Origin of the sequence: Halomonas sp. HMF6819 (assembly GCF_044335525.1) — a bacterium.
Lineage (GTDB): Bacteria > Pseudomonadota > Gammaproteobacteria > Pseudomonadales > Halomonadaceae > Vreelandella.
In genome coordinates, this window is record NZ_JBIQVY010000003.1 from 392,333 (window position 1) to 406,960 (window position 14,628).

Annotated in this window: 13 protein-coding genes; 10 read left to right on the forward strand and 3 right to left on the reverse strand. The window is 62.1% G+C overall.

The annotated features are described in order from the left end of the window. Positions 1-64: 64 nt before the first annotated feature. Both ACGLWX_RS11895 and ACGLWX_RS11900 read right to left on the reverse strand, forming a co-directional pair. Positions 65-1,618, reverse strand: coding sequence for a BCCT family transporter (locus ACGLWX_RS11895; protein WP_396239939.1), 1,554 nt, complete (start codon positions 1,616-1,618; stop codon positions 65-67). Beyond that, complete coding sequence (locus ACGLWX_RS11900) at positions 1,593-1,916, reverse strand: hypothetical protein (protein ID WP_396239941.1); 324 nt, start codon at positions 1,914-1,916, stop codon at positions 1,593-1,595. The genes ACGLWX_RS11895 and ACGLWX_RS11900 overlap by 26 nt, the downstream gene beginning before the upstream one ends. 10 nt (positions 1,917-1,926) lie before the next feature. On the opposite strand from ACGLWX_RS11900, the gene ACGLWX_RS11905 reads away from it, so the two are divergent. The 3 genes from ACGLWX_RS11905 to ACGLWX_RS11915 are packed head-to-tail and all read left to right on the forward strand — an operon-like array spanning position 1,927 to position 4,542. After that, complete coding sequence (locus ACGLWX_RS11905; protein ID WP_252108222.1) at positions 1,927-2,985, forward strand: ABC transporter substrate-binding protein; 1,059 nt, start codon at positions 1,927-1,929, stop codon at positions 2,983-2,985. After that, a complete protein-coding gene (locus ACGLWX_RS11910; RefSeq protein ID WP_396239943.1) occupies positions 2,985-3,767 on the forward strand; it encodes an ABC transporter ATP-binding protein in 783 nt (260 codons plus the stop codon). The genes ACGLWX_RS11905 and ACGLWX_RS11910 overlap by 1 nt, the downstream gene beginning before the upstream one ends. 10 nt (positions 3,768-3,777) lie before the next feature. Next, the gene (locus tag ACGLWX_RS11915) at positions 3,778-4,542 is read left to right on the forward strand and encodes an ABC transporter permease (RefSeq protein WP_252108224.1); all 765 of its coding nucleotides are present in this window, start codon (positions 3,778-3,780) and stop codon (positions 4,540-4,542) included. 43 nt (positions 4,543-4,585) lie between these two features. Here ACGLWX_RS11915 and ACGLWX_RS11920 read toward each other — a convergent pair whose 3' ends face one another. Further along, positions 4,586-5,272: a YdiY family protein gene (locus ACGLWX_RS11920; protein ID WP_396240055.1), complete on the reverse strand. Its 687-nt coding sequence runs from the start codon at positions 5,270-5,272 to the stop codon at positions 4,586-4,588. A 181-nt stretch (positions 5,273-5,453) separates the two neighbouring features. Between ACGLWX_RS11920 and ACGLWX_RS11925 the strand changes: the two genes are divergently transcribed. The 7 genes from ACGLWX_RS11925 (at position 5,454) to urtA (ending at position 14,576) form a co-directional block, all read left to right on the forward strand. After that, a complete protein-coding gene (locus ACGLWX_RS11925) occupies positions 5,454-7,133 on the forward strand; it encodes an ATP-binding protein (RefSeq protein WP_396239945.1) in 1,680 nt (559 codons plus the stop codon). 118 nt (positions 7,134-7,251) lie between these two features. After that, on the forward strand, positions 7,252-7,980 hold the full coding sequence (locus ACGLWX_RS11930; protein WP_396239947.1) for a response regulator: 729 nt from the start codon (positions 7,252-7,254) through the stop codon (positions 7,978-7,980). A gap of 234 nt (positions 7,981-8,214) precedes the next feature. Further along, positions 8,215-9,213, forward strand: coding sequence for a tripartite tricarboxylate transporter substrate binding protein (locus tag ACGLWX_RS11935; protein WP_252108227.1), 999 nt, complete (start codon positions 8,215-8,217; stop codon positions 9,211-9,213). Further along, positions 9,213-9,665 (forward strand): tripartite tricarboxylate transporter TctB family protein, encoded by a 453-nt coding sequence (locus ACGLWX_RS11940; RefSeq protein WP_252108228.1) that lies wholly within the window; start codon positions 9,213-9,215, stop codon positions 9,663-9,665. The genes ACGLWX_RS11935 and ACGLWX_RS11940 overlap by 1 nt, the downstream gene beginning before the upstream one ends. Then, positions 9,665-11,191: a tripartite tricarboxylate transporter permease gene (locus ACGLWX_RS11945; RefSeq protein WP_252108229.1), complete on the forward strand. Its 1,527-nt coding sequence runs from the start codon at positions 9,665-9,667 to the stop codon at positions 11,189-11,191. The genes ACGLWX_RS11940 and ACGLWX_RS11945 overlap by 1 nt, the downstream gene beginning before the upstream one ends. 202 nt (positions 11,192-11,393) lie before the next feature. Next, positions 11,394-12,923 (forward strand): hypothetical protein, encoded by a 1,530-nt coding sequence (locus ACGLWX_RS11950; RefSeq protein WP_396239949.1) that lies wholly within the window; start codon positions 11,394-11,396, stop codon positions 12,921-12,923. Between the two features lie 345 nt (positions 12,924-13,268). Beyond that, positions 13,269-14,576: an urea ABC transporter substrate-binding protein gene (gene urtA, locus ACGLWX_RS11955; protein WP_396240057.1), complete on the forward strand. Its 1,308-nt coding sequence runs from the start codon at positions 13,269-13,271 to the stop codon at positions 14,574-14,576. Positions 14,577-14,628 lie beyond the last annotated feature (52 nt).

The following is a 14,628-nucleotide window of genomic DNA, read 5'->3' on the forward strand; positions in this document are numbered from 1 at the left end:
CCGGCGTCGTGGGAGCAGATGGGCGAGCCATCATAGCGCAAACGTCAGTGCCATCCGAAAGACATCAGTCGATAATCCCTTGCTCCCGGGCCATCGCAAACGCTGCCTGTGGCCCGTTCCAGAGCGAGGGCAGCAAAAAGAACGAGACCGGCACGGCGGTGATGACGATGAACTGCTGGAGCGCGGCGATCTGGCCTTCGCGCATGGCCAGAAGCACCGCGGCCATGATGGCCATGACCACGCCCCAGAAGGCGCGCAGAAAGCGGCTGGGCTCGTCGTGACCGGCGCCCACCATGGCGATGGAGTAGCTCATCGAGTCGCCGGTGGTGGCCACGAAGATCGTCGTTAGCAGCAAAATAGCCAGCGCCATCCAGGTGCCGCCGGGCAGCGCCTTGGCTACGGTCAGCGTGGCGATGTCGAACTGGAAGGCCTGCAGGGCATCGCTGAGATCGATCGCGCCGGTCATCTGGTAGAAGATGCCGGAGCCGCCGAGCAGCGTGAACCACACCGTGGTGGCAATCGGGGCGATGACCGACACGGCGAGGATCATTTCGCGAATGGTGCGCCCGCGGGAAATCCGCGCGACGAAAATCGCCATTAGCGGGGCAAAGGCGATGAACCAGGCGTAGAAAAAGACGATCCACCACTGCATCCACTCCGCCGGGGCGGTTTCCGCGGTCATGGTGACCATCTTGAAGAAGTCACCGAGATACGTGCCCATGCCGGCGAAGTAGCTATTGAACAAGAACAGCGTCGGGCCGAACACGAAGATCACCGCGCCAATGATGAGCGCCAAAATGACGTTGAAGCGGCTAAGAAGCTGCATGCCTTTTTGCACGCCGCTGACCGACGACAGCACGTAGATCACGCCCAGCACCACCAGCACGGCCAGCTTGGTATAGAAGTTGTTGGGTAACCCGAACAGATCGTGCAGGCCAAAGCTCACTTGGGTGGCCAGAAAGCCGACCGGCCCGACGGTGCCCGCGACCACCGCAATGACGCAGCAGGCGTCGATCAGCCCGCCCAGCGGGCCGCGCAGCAAGCGCTCGCCGAGCACCGGATAGAGCAGAGTGCGTGGCTGCAGCGGTTGGCCTTTCACGTAGTGGGCGTGGGCCAGCACGATGGCGGTGAGCGAGCCCAGAATCGCCCAGCCGACGAAGCCCCAGTGAGTAAAGGATTGCGCCAGCGCCCCGGGTACCGCGGCGGGCACGTTGGGGTCGGTATCGAAGGCCGGCGGCACGACCACGAAGTGGTAGATCGGCTCACCGGCGGCGAAAAACACGCCACCACCGGCCAACAGCGTACACAAAATGATCGAGATCCACTTGAACGTGCTCAGTTCTGGTGCATCCAGGTTGCCGATTTTGGCCTTGCCCGCCGGCGACAGCGCAATGCCGATGGCGATGAAGAAGGTCACCAGCATCATGAACTGGAAGTAGGTGCCGAACATCAGCGCGCTCCAGGCGAAGCCCTGGCTGATGGTGTCGGCGACCAGATTCAGGTCATAGAAAGAGAAGGCAAGAAAAGCGACGATAAATCCGATGCTTAGGATAAGTACAACGGGGTCGCCTAGCGTAGAACGCCTGCGGCTGTCACCGTCGTGAGCCGATGGTTTCATCAAGAAGAACACCTTTGGTGGGACGAGAAGAAAACGCGTCAGTGTGTAAATCGCGGGTAAAAAAAAGCGCCATTGGGGAAATGGCGCGAGGACAGGAAACAGCGTTTAGTATACAAGCCGAGTAGACGAAAGTCGAATATGTTTTTCTTTGGTGCGTAAAAAAAGTATCGCGCACCGTTTGGGCGCGCCCGCGCCGCGTTGAGTTACCCGTGACGTTTTTCAAGCTGCTGAATTCATTGAAATTGGCTGTGTCTGGCAACGTTGCTGCACTGTTCAGAGCATTTTCATCTGTATACAAGGTGCTCTCGATGACTCATCGCATTAACCCCTTTGGGGCAGGGAAAGCGGTTTGGCTGGGCCGGGCCTGCGCATTGACGCTTGCGGGGTTGCCCGCGCTAGCACTGGCCGATACGCCAGTTCGTTTTCAGCTGGATTGGCGTTTCGAGGGGCCGTCGGCGCCGTTTTTGATGGCGCAAGAGAAGGGCTATTTCGCCGAAGAGGGCTTGGACGTGCAGATCGATTCCGGTAGCGGCTCGGCCGGGGCGGTCAATCGGGTGGCCTCCGGCGCCTACGAAATGGGTTTTGGCGATTTGAACGCGGTGATCGAGTTTTTGGCTGAAAACCCGGAGGGCCCCGGTATTCATGGGGTCTACGTACTCTACGACGGCACGCCCGCGGCGGTCTTTGCGCGTAAGGACCGTGGCATCGAAACCCCGGCGGATTTGGTCGGTAAAACCATCGCCGCGCCGACCTTCGATACGGGCTATCGCGCCTGGGACGCCTTTGCCGCGGCCAATGACCTCGCCCCCGACGCGGTGACGTGGCAAAACGTCGACCCAACGCTTCGCGAAACGCTGCTGATGCGCGGCGACGTCGATGCCATTACGGGCTTTTACTTCACCAGCCTTCTGAATCTGGAAGAGCGCGGCATGAGCGAAGAGGAGCTCACGATCATGGCGTTTCCCGAGTTCGGCGTGCCGATCTACGGTAACGTCATCATCGCAAGCGACGCCTTTGCCGAAGAGCACCCCGACGCCGTCGAGGGCTTTTTGCGCGCCTTCAACCGGGCGCTGGCGGAGACGCTGGACGACCCCGAAGCCGCGGTTGAGTACGTCAGCGCGCGCGATGGTTTGATCGATGCCGCCGTCGAAACAAGGCGTTTGGAGCTTGCCATCGAGAGCGTCATCGACACGCCCTACACGCGCGCCAACGGCGTGGGCGACGTCGACGATGAGCGCCTTGGCCAGGCCATCGAGCTGGTCGCCGAGAGTTACGATTTGCCCACCGTTCCCACGCCGGAACAGGTATTTACCTCACGGTATCTTCCCTCTGTCGAAGCTCGGGCGCTGTTTTCGGAGGCCGAGTAATGCGCCAAGCGTTCGTGCGCTTTGACGATGTCAGCCTCTCCTATGACGGCGTGGAGAACGCCATCGAGCAGATCGACCTGGACATTTTTGAGGGCGAGTTCGTCGCCTTCGTGGGGCCATCGGGCTGCGGTAAATCGACTTTCATGAAGCTCTGCACCGGGCTTCACGCGCCGAGCAACGGCGCGGTGAGCGTGGACGGAGACCCCGTGACCGGCCCGCTCAAGATCACCGGCATGGCGTTTCAAAACGCCAATCTGCTGCCCTGGCGCACCACGCTCGATAATGTGTTGCTGCCGCTGGAGATCGTCAAACCCTACCGCCATCAATTTCGCCGCCGGCGCGAGGAGTTCGTCGGCTGGGCGCGGGCGCTTCTGGAAACCGTTGGGCTTAAAGGCTACGAGGATAAATACCCCTGGCAGCTTTCCGGCGGCATGCAGCAGCGCGCCTCGATCTGCCGGGCGCTGATCCATCGGCCGAAACTTTTGATGCTCGACGAACCCTTCGGCGCACTCGATGCCTTCACCCGGGAGGAGCTTTGGTGTGTGCTGCGCGATCTGTGGGAGGCGCAGCGCTTTACCGTGGTGCTGGTCACCCACGACCTGCGCGAGGCCGCGTTTTTGGCGGACACCGTCTACGTCATGAGCCGCCGCCCAGGCCGGGTGATCGAGCAGCGCGCCATTGAGCTGCCGCGCCCGCGCTCGATCGACTCCACCTATGAAAAGCCCTTTATCGATCTGGTGCACGCATTGCGAAGCCGGATCGGCGACGTGCGTGCAAGTTAAAAGGTTCCTTATGAAACGACCGGGTAAAACCACCGAGCGCCTGGCGCCCTGGATCGCCGTGGCGGTGCTGGTGCTGGTATGGGAGGCCGCGGTGCGGCTTTTCGATGTGCCGAGCTTCATCTTCCCAAGCGCTCTCGACACCGCCAACGCGCTCGTCGACTACGCCGGGCCCATCGGGCGCCACTCCTGGCAAACCTTCTGGACCACGCTGATCGGCTTTGGCCTCGGTGTGGCGGTGGGGCTGGTGCTAGGCTTCATCATTGGCTCGTCACGTTTTTTGTATAACGCCTGCTACCCGCTGCTTGTCGGCTTCAACGCCATTCCCAAGGTCGCCTTCGTGCCCATCCTGGTGGTCTGGTTCGGCATCGGCTCGATCCCGGCGATCCTGACCGCCTTTTTGATCTGCTTTTTCCCCATCGTGGTCAACGTGGCGACAGGGCTTGCGACGCTCGAGCCTGAGATGGAGGACGTGCTGCGCGTGCTCGGCGCGCGGCGCATCGACGTGCTGCTCAAGGTCGGCATGCCGCGCTCGCTGCCCTACTTTTTCGCCTCGCTGAAGGTGGCGATCACTTTGGCATTCGTGGGCACCGTGGTGTCGGAAACCGTGGCGTCGAACCAGGGCATCGGCTATCTGATGATGAGCGCCGGCTCGCAGATGCGCATGGGGCTGGTGTTTGCGGGCTTGATCGTGATCAGCGCCATGGCCATGGTGATGTACGAGCTGTTCGCGGTGCTGGAAAAGCGCATGACGGCCTGGGCGCACCGCGGTCAGTAAGGGCTGATGCGCAGGGTTTGAGAAAAATTCTTAAAAACAAGGCTTACCAGCGGTACAGGAGCGAGGCGCTGGTGGTGTTGTCGGTGCGCTCGATGGTATCCGGCGGCGGCTGTGAGTTGTGCTTGATCTCGTGGGACAAGCGCATCGAGATCCGCGGCGTCACCCGAGCGGTCAGGGCGGTGAAGGAGCGCGAGGTGGTGTTTTCCGACGTGTACTCGACGGACATCTCCTGCTCGAAATCAGTGCCCTCGGCGAACCCAAAACGGTACGCAAGCGCAGTGTAGGCGACGGCCAGCTGCTGGTCGTCGTACTCGCGCAGCCGGTCGTTGCGATAGCCCGGACCCGCCTCGAGCGACAGCGACTGTCTATCGCCTGCGAGCAGTTGGCGCCCGTAGCCGCCGATCACCGAGAGCTGCTGGTCGTAGCCGGCGAAGCGGTCCTTTTCCCAACGGGCGAAGCCGAACAGATAGTGCGGGCCGTTGAAATCAAAGCGCTCGCGCCCGGCCAGCAGATACTGCTCGGCGCTGGTTTCCCCATCCTTGGTGACGTTTCGCACCTCGCCGCGCAGAGAGTGGGTCAAGTTGCCGGTCAGCCAGGTCAGGCGGGTCTTGCCGATCAGCGTTTGGCTGTCGGTATTGCCCGAAAGATGGGTGAAGCCGAGCTCGGCATCGCCGGTGAAGTTCGGTGAACCGTCGTCCGGCGGGGGCGGGGCGTAGAACGGGTTGGCCATCGTCGCCCCTGCAAACAGCGGCCAGCACACCAGTACACTGCTTCTCAATAAAGTAAGCACGTTACCTTCTTTTCCAAAATTCACGAAAGCGAACCACGCCCGGTCGCGCAAAAGCGCCATAGATTACCGTGGCTTTGGCCTGCGTGCCATAATGACGCCTTTGCGCCCGCTGAGTTCCCTCATGTCGTTGTCCCGGCCTTCGCTTGCCGATTTGAAACCCGGCCAGCGGCCCCGTTCCCGGCGCCGCTGGTACAAACGCAGCTTTCGCCTGCAGGTCATGCTGCTGGTGGGGCTGTTGCTGGCCGGTATGCTGCTGGCCCAGGGCACGTATCTGAATCACCGCAAGGCCGATATCGTCACCGCCCAGATGGGCGAGCGGGCGCTGGCGGTGGCGAAAACCGTGGCGGGCATGCCGAGCATCGTCGCCGCTTTTGACACCGACGACCCGGCGCGCATCATCCAGCCTTTGGCCGAGCGGGTGCGACTGGAAACCGGCGCCCGCTACGTGGTGGTGGGCAACGCCCAATCGATTCGCTACTCCCACCCCGTGCCGGAGCGCCTGGGCCAGCGGATGGTCGGCGGCGACAACGACCAGGCGCTGCGGGACGGGCAGTCCTACGTCTCCGAGGCGACCGGCACGCTCGGCACGGCGATGCGCGGCAAGGCGCCGATTCGGGATGAGGCGGGCAACATCATCGGGCTGGTCTCGGTCGGCTTTCTGGTCGACCGGGTGGAGATGGATGCGGCGCGCTACACAAGCCTTGGCTGGATGCTGGTGGGCCTGATGATCCTGCTCGGCTTTGCCGGCGCGTACGTGCTCTCCCAGCACTTGAAGAAGGTGATTCTCGGGCTCGAGCCCTACGAAATCGCCCGGCTCGCGCTGGAGAAAGAGGCCATTTTGCAGTCCATCCACGAAGGCATTCTGGCGGTCAACCGCGAAGGCCACATTACGCTGGTGAACCAGCAGGCGCGTCGGCTGATGGAGCTGCCCGACGACCAGGCGCTGCTCGGTCAGCCGATTCGCGAGGTGGTGCCCAACTCCCGGCTTCTGGAGGTGCTCAAGCGCGGCGAACAGGAGTTCGACCAGCAGATGTGGCTGGGCGATCATCCTGTGGTGGTCAATCGCGTGCCGATCATCGATGAGGGCGAGATCGAAGGGGCGGTGGCGACCTTTCGCAGCCGACGCGAGATCGTCGATCTTTCCGAGGCGCTGACCCAGGCGAGTCGCGATGTCGACATGCTGCGCGCCCAGGCCCATGAGTTCTCCAACAAGCTCTACACCATTTCCGGTCTCTTGCAGCTTGGGCGCGTCGAGGAGGCGCTCAAGCTGATTCATCAGGAGAGCGAACGCGCCCAGAAGCAGATGAGCTTTTTGATGAGCCACGTGGCGGACACGGTGCTAAGCGGCACCTTGCTTGGCAAGCTGACTCGGGCGCGCGAGCTTGGCGTAGCGCTCGAGATCGACGAGCAGAGCTCGCTGTCGCAGCCGCTGACGCCAAGCGGCCAGGAGGTGATGATGACCGTGGTGGGCAACCTGCTCGACAACGCCTTCTTTGCCACGCTTCACGGCCCCCGCGCGGATTCACCGACGGTGCGGCTGTTCTTTACCGATCTGGGCGAGCAGCTCGTCATCGAAGTGGACGACAACGGCCCGGGCGTGTCCGCCGAGCACGTCGAGTCGATTTTCAGCGAGGGCTTTTCGACCAAGACCGGCCAGCACCAGGGGCTGGGCCTGGCCCTGATCGCGCGGCTTTGCCGGCAGTACGGGGGAGACGTCACACTCGAGGAGAGCGAGCTGGGCGGGGCCTGCTTCATCGCCGTGCTGAACCGTTCGCTGTGCGTGCAGACCGGGCCTGATTAGCCCGTGGTAGACTGCTAAGCCAGCTCGGCGCATGACGACACTATCACTAACGACCATAGTAATAACGACGATACCCATAACAACGAATACCTATAACGACATCGACCCTGGAAGCGCTATGGCGGCACACGAGTACGGTATCCTGGTGGTGGAGGACGATTTTCGCATCGCCGATATTCACCGCGCGTTCATCGAACAAAACGACGGCTTCAAGGTGGTCGGCCAGGCGCGAAGCGGCGCCGAGGCCCGCGAGCAGATGGCGCGCCACGGCGAAAGCGTTCACTTGGTGCTGCTGGATGCCTATCTGCCGGACGTTCAGGGGCTCGAGCTTCTCTGGGCGCTGCGCCGCGACTATGTCCACGTCGAGATCGTCATGGTCACCGCCGCCCGCGAGGTAGAGACCATCAGCGAGGCGCTGCGCGGCGGCGTGTTCGACTACCTCATCAAGCCCGTCGAGGCACAGCGCATGCAGCAGATGCTGGCGCGCTTTCAGCGCGAGCGGGCCCAGCTCGCCTGTCGCCAACAGATGAGCCAGGCCGAGCTCGATCGCATGCTGGCGCGAGTGCAGCCACCCGCCCCGCCGGTCGCCGGTCGCAGCCTGCCCAAGGGCATCGACCGCCTAACGCTTCGCGCGATCGTCGAGGCGCTGCAGCACGCCGACCATCCGCTGGCCGCTGCTCAGGTAGCCAAGGCCATGGGGGCCAGCCGCTCCACCGCGCGGCGCTACCTGGAGTATCTAGTCTCGGTGCACGTGGTCGAGGCGGAATTGGGCTATGGTGATGTAGGTAGGCCCGAACGCCGCTACCGCTTACAGCGCACCAGCACCGAGTATCTCGAAACGCTGTAATCCTTTCCGCCGTTCCCGCCTTCGACGCCTGGGCTCGTGAACACAATGAACAAAATGCCCACAATGCTCTTTTTGTGCATTATGTCCAGAAGCTTGTTGCCAGGTCCTATCCTCTTCTAACGTCTCGCCGTTGCACGATCAGCGCGGTGCATCATCACAACAAGTGCAGCGCACGACTTACCAAGCACCGCTTTAATAAGCACCACAACAATAGATCACCTTCAGGAGAGCGCCATGACCCTCACGTCCTCATTCAAGTACGTCACGCTGCTGGCTCTGCCGCTGGCCGCCGCTTCATTCGCCACTACCGCCGCCGCCTTCGACCCCACCGGTAAGGTCGAGTGCATCGCGCCGTCGGATCCGGGCGGCGGCTGGGACTTCACCTGTCGAAGCGTCGGTAACGTGATGCAGGAGCTCGACCTGGTGCCGGCCAACGTGCAGACCATCAACATGGCCGGTGCCGGCGGCGGCGTGGCCTTTGCCCACGTCGTAAGCAAGCGCGCCGGCGACGACCAGCTGCTGGTCGCCGCCTCGACCGCGACCACCACGCGCCTGGCCCAGGGGCAGTTTCCCGGGCTTTCCGCGGATATGGTCAACTGGGTCGGCGCATTGGGCGCCGATTACGGCATCATTGCGGTCTCCGCGGACTCTGAATACCAGGATCTCAACGACCTGATGGACGCGCTGAAGGACGATCCGCGCAGCGTCAAATTCGCCGGCGGCAGCGCCCGGGGCGGCTGGGATCATCTCAAGGTGCTGATCGCCGCCCAGGCCGCCGAGGTCGAAAATCTACCGCGCATCGCCTATTTGTCCTACAACAATGGCGGCGAAGCGCTGACTCAGGTCATCGGCGGCCACGTGGATGCTTTCACCGGCGACATCACCGAAGCCCAGGGCTTCATGGAGTCCGGCGATCTGCGCGTGCTGGCGGTGCTCTCGGAAGAGCGCCTGCCCGGTGATTTCGCCGATATTCCCACCGCCCGTGAGCAGGGCATCGATGCGCTCGGCCCCAACTGGCGCGGCTTTTACATGCCCGCCGATATCTCTGACGACGCCCTGGCTTACTGGACCGACGCCATGGATACGATCTATGAGAGCGAAGAGTGGCAAAACGTCATGTCGCAAAACGGCCTGATGCCGTTTCACATGACCGCCGGCGAGTTCGAGGCGTTCGTGCTCAATCAGATCGATGAAATCGAGCAGATCTCTCAAGATATCGGGCTGATTCAGTAATGACATTTAACGACCGCATCTTTGGGGTCCTGTTGATCGTCCTGGCCGTCGCGTACGGCTGGGCCGCCTCGCAGTTTCCCGTACCGTTTGGTGGCGGCGAGGCGGTGGGGCCGGATACCTTCCCCAAGCTTTTGGCCGTGGTACTGGCCATCTCCAGCCTCTACCTGATCGTGCGCCCCGACCCGGATAACGCCTGGCCCTGGAGTCGCACCGGCGTCGAGTTGATCGTCGCCGTGGTGGTGCTGATTCTTTACGCGATGCTGCTGCAGCCGTTGGGCTTCATCATCAGCACTACGCTGGCCGTAGGCACGCTTTGCTGGCGCATGGGCGCACCGCCCGTGAAGGCTTACGTGACCGGGGCCGTGGCCGGGGTGATCGTCTACTTCCTGTTCAGCTACGGGCTGGATCTCGCCCTGCCGCTGGGGCTGCTCTCCTTTCTGGAGGTGAACTGATGGAAACCCTTGGTTTTTTGATGGACGGGTTCGGGGTAGCGCTTCAGCCCCATAACCTGATGTTCGCCTTGATGGGGGCCTTTTTGGGTACCTTGATCGGGGCGCTTCCGGGGCTGGGCCCGGCCAACGGCGTGGCCATTCTGATTCCGTTGGCCTTCAGTTTGGGGCTGGCGCCGGAAACCGCGCTGATCATGCTGACCTCGGTTTACGCCGGGGCGATGTACGGCGGGCGTATCTCGTCGATCCTGCTCAACATTCCCGGCGACGAGCCGGCCATGATGACCTGCCTGGACGGCTACCCCATGGCCCAGAAGGGCAAGGCCGCCGAGGCGCTAGCGATCTCCGCCATTGCTTCCTTCATCGGCAGCCTGGTCGCAACCGTGGGCCTGATTTTGCTGGCGCCGCTGCTGGCCAAATTTGCGCTGACGTTTGGCCCGGCGGAGTACTTTGCGCTGTTCATGCTGGCGTTTGCCACCCTGGGCGGCATCACCGGCAAGAACCCGGTCAAAACGGTGGTCGCGGCATGTCTGGGCTTGATGATCGCCACGGTGGGCATCGATAACACCGGGGTGCAGCGCTATACCTTCGGTGTGCTCGAGCTTTTCGAGGGCGTCGACTTCATCATCGCCATCGTCGGCCTGTTCGCCATTTCCGAGCTTTTGTTCTTCATCGAGGAGCGCGCCGGCGGTGGCAAGGAGAACATGAAGGTCAACAAGCTTGCGCTGAGCTGGCGTGAGATTCGCGATATCCTCCCCACCAGCCTGCGCGGTGGCGTGCTGGGCTTTATCGCTGGCGTATTGCCGGGGGCCGGCGCGTCCCTGGGTAGCTTCATCAGTTATACCCTCGAAAAGAAGGTGGTCGGCAAGAAGGGCCATTTCGGCCAGGGCGACCCGCGCGGCGTAGCCGCCCCGGAGGCAGGTAACAACGGCGCCTCGAGCGGCGCGTTAGTGCCCATGCTGACCCTTGGCGTGCCCGGTAGTGGCACGACCGCGGTACTGCTGGCACTGCTGATTTCGCTGAACATCACCCCCGGCCCGCTCATGTTCACCCAGAACGCCGATATCGTCTGGGGCGTGATTGCGGCGCTGTTGATCGGTAACTTCCTGCTGCTGTTGCTCAACATCCCGCTGGTGGGCATTTTCGTGAAGCTTTTGTCGATTCCGCCGATGTACCTGCTGCCGGTGGTGACAATGGTGGCGTTCGTGGGGATCTACTCGATCAGCAACACGACGTTTGACCTCTACTTCATGGTGGCCTTCGGCGTGGGCGGCTACATTCTGCGCAAGCTGGAGATACCGCTGGTGCCGGTGATTCTGGGGCTGCTGCTGGGCCCGGAAATGGAGAAGAATCTGCGCCACGCCATGGAAATTTCCGACGGCGACTGGATGATCCTGTGGGACAGCGGCCTGGCAATCGGCCTGTGGGTCTTCGCCGGGGTAGGGCTGATCCTTCCGTATCTGCTGGGCCCGCTGCTGCGTAGGCGCATGCAAAAGCCTATCGAAAAGGGCACTCCGGAGAGCGATTGATCCAGTTGCTCGAGGCTGTAAAGCGGGATGTGCAAGCGCTGATTGCTCCCGTTCCCGGCCAGGACCGTTCCTTTCTGCTGGCGCCCTTCGGGGCGCCTTTTTTGATTCCCGGTTTGGTTTGATGAAAGCCCACGGCAATGGCGCCTCCAAGGGGTAATCGTTAATATTTGACGTTTGATCCTTATCGCTTTTGGGAGCTACCGTGAAACTGCCGCTTTATGTCCTGTTGGCGCTATCCACAATAGCGCTGTCCGCTAACGCCGCGCCCACAGTGTTGGCACCCTCCAATGCAGACTCTCGGGCGTACCAGATAGGCCTGGCCAGTACGACGAGCGTCGAGGGCGAAGAGCCTCTGGAGAGCGAGGTGAGCGTCATTGCACAGGCGGCGCGGTTTCGTATTGAAAGCCCGATGCATGGGCCAGAGAGCGACGCGTTTTTGCTTCGGGTTAAGCCGCTTTGGTTGGTGACCCTAGGAAACGGTGAACGAGTCGACACTGCAACCGGCGGTGAGTGGGCGGGCGCCCGTGTCTGGCTCGAACAGGGCTTTGACATCACGCTCGATCGCGATGGTGCGGCCGTCGGCGGTCTTCAAGCGCCCCCATCAGACGCTGCTGGTGCTTCCGACATGCCGAGCGAGCTTGGTGAGCCGCTGCTCGACCAGCAGGCCGTTCCGGTGCTGCCGGTGGCGCTGGAGCTCGAACCGGGGTGGAGCACGACCGCTCCATTTGCCGGGCTGGAAAACGCGCGGTTCGAGGTGCTCGACGTGACACCGGAGTATGCCTATATCGATATCGTCGCCGAGGAGGCGGGCACTTCTCTGGCGGGGCTGGTCAAGCTCGATCGAACAACGGGTTGGATTCAGAACCAGGTAGTGACCACGCATACAGCGCTTTCGCCCTCGGTCGATACGTCGGCCGAATCGCTTTTTCGAACAACGGCCTTCGTTCCGCTGGAGGCACAGGAGGAGATGGCGAATCCCTACTATACCAGCATGCTATATTTTGGTTCGTGGGAGGCCGGGCTACGTGACGGTCGGGGCGCAAAGCCGGCCAGCGAAGCGGTCGTTTTCGACGCAACAAGCTCGCTAGATGTCGGGGAGAACTATCTTTTGTTAGAGCTGCGCCAGTCAGTGCAGACGCCCGACGCTATCGGACATCTGAAAGTCACCGAACTTGAATTGAAGGATGCTTCCGGCGAGCCGGTCGACGTGCAGACCATCCTCATGCCGATGACGGTCACCGATACTGCCGACGGCGTCATTTCGTCATTTGCTGTCCAAGCGCTCTCCCTGACGGACACCCGAGAGCTGCTCGGTCGTATCGAGACGGCGACGGCGCACATTGAGTGGCGACCGGCCACCCGCCAGCACCTGACGCTCGTTCCGGATGACGAAGGGGTGGCTCACGTGCGCCATGATGAAATCGAGGCGGACATCAGGCCCTTGCCAGAGGGTAGGGCGGAGTTAGTAGTAACGGGCTCGCCCCAGGATCGCACTCGCTGGAGAGTCACCAGCGATGAGGAAGTAACCGGCCGGGTGTACGCCTATGAGCGGGGGCCGAGCTGGCTGACGCCCGGCGAAAGTCGGAATCGCCAACTGGCGTCGGCGCACCCTGAAGGGCGGCGCATCGTGCTCTCCTCCATGCCCACCCAAGTCGATCTATGGGTCGATCAGTTCGAAGACGCGCCAGCGGCGACGCACGTCGTGGAGTTTAACCGCGATGGGAAAGAGTAACCGACTCGCTTCAACGGTGCCTGCTTTACGTTCGAAAAGGCACCGCTGAAAAGAATCGTTTTGGTGCGGACGGTTATTTTGGTGCATCGAAAACGTGCTTGGCGGGGAGTTGCGCGCGCCAGTCTGGTGCGCAAGGGTTTGATTAAGCGTTCCTCATTGTTTTTAAGCATATGATATTGCTTGTTTAATGGTGGAAAGCTTTAGTTTGGCGCATGCCTTGCAAACGTTATGAGCGATACCTTTGGGCGTTTGCCCGAAGGTTCTGCGCTCAAATAACGAGCCCTCTGTAGGGGGCGCAAGGAGACTCAAGTGGCCCAACCAACGCATTCTCTCTCTCGCCGTTTCATGATCACCGCCGTGGCCGCCGCCGTTCTGGGCGCCGGTACCCAAGCCGTTGCCCAGGAAAGCGACGACCCGATCAAGGTCGGTATCCTGCACTCGCTCTCCGGCACCATGGCGATCAGCGAGTCGACGCTGAAAGACACCGTCGAAATGCTCATCGAGCAGCAGAACGAAGCGGGTGGGTTGCTTGGTCGCGACCTGGAAGCCGTGGTCGTCGATCCGGCTTCCAACTGGCCGCTGTTCGCCGAGCGCGCCCGAGAGCTGCTGGCTCAGGAAGAGGTCGACGTCATCTTCGGTAACTGGACCTCCGTTTCGCGCAAGGCGGTGCTGCCGGTGGTCGAGGAGCTCAACGGCCTGCTGTTCTACCCGGTGCAGTACGAAGGCGAGGAGTCCTCGGAGAACGTCTTCTACACCGGCGCGGCGCCCAACCAGCAGGCGATTCCCGCCGTCGATTATCTGATCAACGAAGTCGGCATCGAGCGCTTCGCCCTGGTCGGCACCGACTACGTCTATCCGCGCACCACCAACCGCATTCTGGAAGCCTACCTGCAGGACGAGCACGGCGTGGCGGAAGAGGACATCATGGTCAACTACACGCCCTTCGGCCATTCGGACTGGCAGAACATCGTCTCGGAAATTCGCCGCTTCGGCGAAGAGGGCAAGCCCACTGCGGTCGTCTCGACCATCAACGGCGACGCCAACGTGCCGTTCTACCGTGAGCTTGCCAACCAGGGCATCGACGCCGCCGACATTCCGGTCATCGCCTTCTCGGTAGGCGAGCAGGAGCTTTCCGGGATCGATACGGGCCCGCTGGTTGGCCACCTGGCGGCCTGGAACTACTTCATGAGCGTGGACACCGACGAGAATTACGACTTCATCGATGCCTGGATCGATCATACCGGCGATGAGATGTCGGTGACCAACGACCCGATGGAAGCCCACTACATTGGCTTCAACATGTGGGCGGAAGCGGTGCGCAAGGCGGGCACGGTGGATGTCGACGCGGTGAAGGACGCCATCATCGGTGTCACCGTGCCGAACCTGTCCGGCGGCTATGCGGCCATGATGCCCAACCACCACATCACCAAGCCGGTGCTGATCGGCGAGATCCAGGACAACGGTCAGTTCGACATCGTCTGGCAAACGCCGTCGACGGTTGCCGGCGACGCCTGGTCCGACTATCTGCCCGGCTCCCGCGATCTGATCGCTGACTGGCGCAAGCCCATGGAGTGCGGCAACTTCAACGTCGTCAACGGCTCCTGCGGTGGCAGCACCGCCGCGGAAGAAGCCGAAGCGGCGCTGGCCGAGTAACGCTCCCTTCACCCGGGCCGCAGCCGCGGCCCGGGGCACGCCACCTCCAACT

Bases quoted from the DNA above. Each gene is read 5' to 3' on its own strand.
- ACGLWX_RS11895 (WP_396239939.1), bottom strand. From the start codon at position 1,618: ATGAAACCATCGGCTCACGACGGTGACAGCCGCAGGCGTTCTACGCTA.
- ACGLWX_RS11905 (WP_252108222.1), top strand. From the start codon at position 1,927: ATGACTCATCGCATTAACCCCTTTGGGGCAGGGAAAGCGGTTTGGCTG.
- ACGLWX_RS11910 (WP_396239943.1), top strand. From the start codon at position 2,985: ATGCGCCAAGCGTTCGTGCGCTTTGACGATGTCAGCCTCTCCTATGAC.
- ACGLWX_RS11915 (WP_252108224.1), top strand. From the start codon at position 3,778: ATGAAACGACCGGGTAAAACCACCGAGCGCCTGGCGCCCTGGATCGCC.
- ACGLWX_RS11920 (WP_396240055.1), bottom strand. From the start codon at position 5,272: ATGGCCAACCCGTTCTACGCCCCGCCCCCGCCGGACGACGGTTCACCG.
- ACGLWX_RS11925 (WP_396239945.1), top strand. From the start codon at position 5,454: ATGTCGTTGTCCCGGCCTTCGCTTGCCGATTTGAAACCCGGCCAGCGG.
- ACGLWX_RS11930 (WP_396239947.1), top strand. From the start codon at position 7,252: ATGGCGGCACACGAGTACGGTATCCTGGTGGTGGAGGACGATTTTCGC.
- ACGLWX_RS11935 (WP_252108227.1), top strand. From the start codon at position 8,215: ATGACCCTCACGTCCTCATTCAAGTACGTCACGCTGCTGGCTCTGCCG.
- ACGLWX_RS11940 (WP_252108228.1), top strand. From the start codon at position 9,213: ATGACATTTAACGACCGCATCTTTGGGGTCCTGTTGATCGTCCTGGCC.
- ACGLWX_RS11945 (WP_252108229.1), top strand. From the start codon at position 9,665: ATGGAAACCCTTGGTTTTTTGATGGACGGGTTCGGGGTAGCGCTTCAG.
- urtA (WP_396240057.1), top strand. From the start codon at position 13,269: ATGATCACCGCCGTGGCCGCCGCCGTTCTGGGCGCCGGTACCCAAGCC.